The sequence below is a fragment of the Caenimonas soli genome, assembly GCF_013155545.1.
Taxonomy (GTDB): domain Bacteria; phylum Pseudomonadota; class Gammaproteobacteria; order Burkholderiales; family Burkholderiaceae_C; genus Ramlibacter; species Ramlibacter soli.
The window spans coordinates 1-2,595 of sequence record NZ_JABJVV010000041.1 but is presented as its reverse complement, the minus strand read 5'-3'; the positions used below and the strand labels follow the sequence as shown (position 1 = coordinate 2,595).

Here is a 2,595-nt window from a genome sequence, read left to right as displayed (position 1 = left end):
CGGAATCATAGCCCTTGAACAGAAAGAACTCGTCTCGCGTCAGGTCGGGCACGTAGTACCAGCGGTGGGACGGGTTGTGGCGAAGAACCCAGGACTTGTGCGTGACGCCATGGGGGGATCGATAGTAAGTGTCAAGAAGATCAGCATCTTCAATGGAGGAGGCATCGCAGAACGCCAAGGGGAAATCCTGCGGAGGCGGTGAAACCGCCTGCCACGCTTGGATGATCATCAAGCGGGAATACGGCCGAATCTCGATCCCCTGCAGTTGACTGTCCCTCGCAGCAATCATGGGTCCACCGGCCGGCGAGTAATCAATATGAGCGTGCCCAGCTCCGTGGGCTCTTACGCTTAATTTGGTCTCGTTCGCGGGCCGGGAGAAGGAGTTCCCGCCGAGGGAGCGAATAGTGACACCGCCAAGGTCCACGGTCTGCACCCACGAGGCCTTGAAGTAATCCTTGATGAATGGAACCATCTCCTCCATATACTTCTTGCGCAGGATGTCTGGATCGCGTTCATTCAGACAGGATAGCTTGTGCTGAACGAGAACGAAGCCCTCCTTCTCGAGCGACAACTCGTCTGCGATCGGCCGCGCGTTGCGGACCGTGACATCGTGGACGACTCTTGGAAAATCATATCCAGGCGTGGTAGCTTCCTGAGTCTTCTCGTCGGGTGTGCGTCGCGCAAAGGCAATTTGACCCTGCACGCACTCAAGGTGCTCAGGGCTTGCTGATTCTGGGGCTCGCTTTGCATTTCCCATAGTGCTGTTCCTTATCTTTGGAGAAGAAGAAATATATGCAGGAGTCGAAGCTCAAACGCAGCGATACACCACCAGCGATTGCAGAGTTTCTGCAAACCGACCGCGAGATGTGCGCGCTTCCAACGGCGCGGACATGGTTTCCCAGAACCACGCCCTGTATCCGCAGATGACCGTGGAGGCGTTCCCACGCAAGGTTGGAAAAGTTGCTCCGATATAGGAGAGGACGCGCGACCATCTCATCGTCGAACTATTGCGCGATGCGCTTGCAGGGTTGCATCGGCTGCCGCACCTCGCAGCCCGCGAGACCATTCGAGCAGCGCAGCTTCTCCAGCCAACGCGCGAGATCCTACTGATGTCGAAGGGACGAGACCACCCCTCGAATCGTTGGTGCCACTTTTTGGCTGGCGCCGATGGAAGTGTCCGCTGCACTTGAACGGCTACCAAGGAAGTACTTCGCCCCAGAATCTCTGAAAAATGCCACTCGTCTCGGGCGTCAGCTTGGAGATGCAGTCCTTCATGCCGCGCGCGCTTTCCTCGGCAGAAATGGACGTCGCCGTTTCTAGGGCCGACTTGCCTCCCATGTCGGTTCGCACCCAGCCCGGTTCAATGATTCCCACGATCACGCCGAACTCCGCCCAGTCGCGCGACAGCGAACGCATGCCCATGTTGAGCGCCGCCTTTGATGCCCGATAGGCGTATCTTTCGTGCGCAGTGACGGTACGGTCCCAGTCCCTGCCGATGGAGCCGTAGGAGCTGGTGATCGCTACCAATCGCTTAGCCGTGCCGCGCCTAAGATTGGCGAACAATGCCTGGGAAAGAAGCATCGGACCAAGGGCATTCACGCGCACCGCATGAATGTAGTTCTCGCCATCGATGCGCAGGTAGGTCTGCTCCTTGGGTGTGCCGTTGATCGCGGCATTGTTGATAATGATATCGATCGGCTCGTCCGCAAGCACGCGCTTGAGGGATGCAATCGAGACTTCGTCGGCGATCTCGAGCGGAAGGATGCGCACGCGCCCATTTGACGCCATGGCGAACGAATTCAGTGCGTCGGCCTTCGCTGGTTCGCGGCAGGTGGCGATTACCTGATCGCCGCCGGTTGCGTACTCCTTCACGAGAGCCAGGCCGACACCGCGGTTTGCACCCGTGATCAGAACTGTGGTCATGAAAAGCCCTTTGCCAAGTGAGTTAGCGTAGATCGTAGACGAGGCGCACTGCACCGTCACCGCGAACGAATCGCCTTTGGCGCTCAATTTCTGCAAAGGCGATGCCGTCCATGCCGTCTTTCGGCCGAGGCTGCTTTCAGCACTCACGCTGGTCGATCTGTTCACGCGAGAGTGCCTTGCCGATGTTGGTCAGAGCCTGAAGAGGGTCGATGTCGTATTGGCACTCAACGAGATCTGCAGTCATGGTGGGATGCCCAAGATGACCAAGACCGACGACGGCAGCGATCTCCTAGAGATGGACAAGTGGGCCTACGAGCGCGCATCGAACTCGACTCCCTATTGAGCAGGGCGCGCGCGATCTGAGCAGGGCGCGCGCGCGATCTTCGTGAAGCTTTTTCGGGCACCCGCAGCATTGCTGCGTTTTCTGAGTTTTTGGTGGCGGAAATCAGCACCCGAAGCTGCGAGTCTGCAGTTGATTTCCTGGGTCAAGTGCTAAATTTCATTCCTCGACGGGCCGATTAAGAGCTCGCATGGGCGGTCGCAACTCTCCGTTGACTCCGGTACGCCGGGCCTTGGCGAGAAAGTTGCGGAGAACCTGGTGACTAATAGGAGACACATCATACTTACGGCACGCATCGCGTCTGCTGAGCAAACTAGCCACTCATCCAGTAC

At 57.9% G+C, this 2,595-nt stretch carries 2 protein-coding genes; both read right to left on the bottom strand.

All coding sequences use genetic code 11. The annotated features are described in order from the left end of the window. Positions 1 to 757: CmcJ/NvfI family oxidoreductase (locus HNE04_RS27760; protein WP_172227118.1), on the bottom strand; the 757-nt coding region annotated here is incomplete at its 3' end. Positions 758 to 1,194: 437 nt separating this feature from the next. Beyond that, positions 1,195 to 2,088: an SDR family oxidoreductase gene (locus HNE04_RS27755; RefSeq protein WP_172227115.1), complete on the bottom strand. Its 894-nt coding sequence runs from the start codon at positions 2,086 to 2,088 to the stop codon at positions 1,195 to 1,197. Between the last annotated feature and the right edge of the window lie 507 nt (positions 2,089 to 2,595).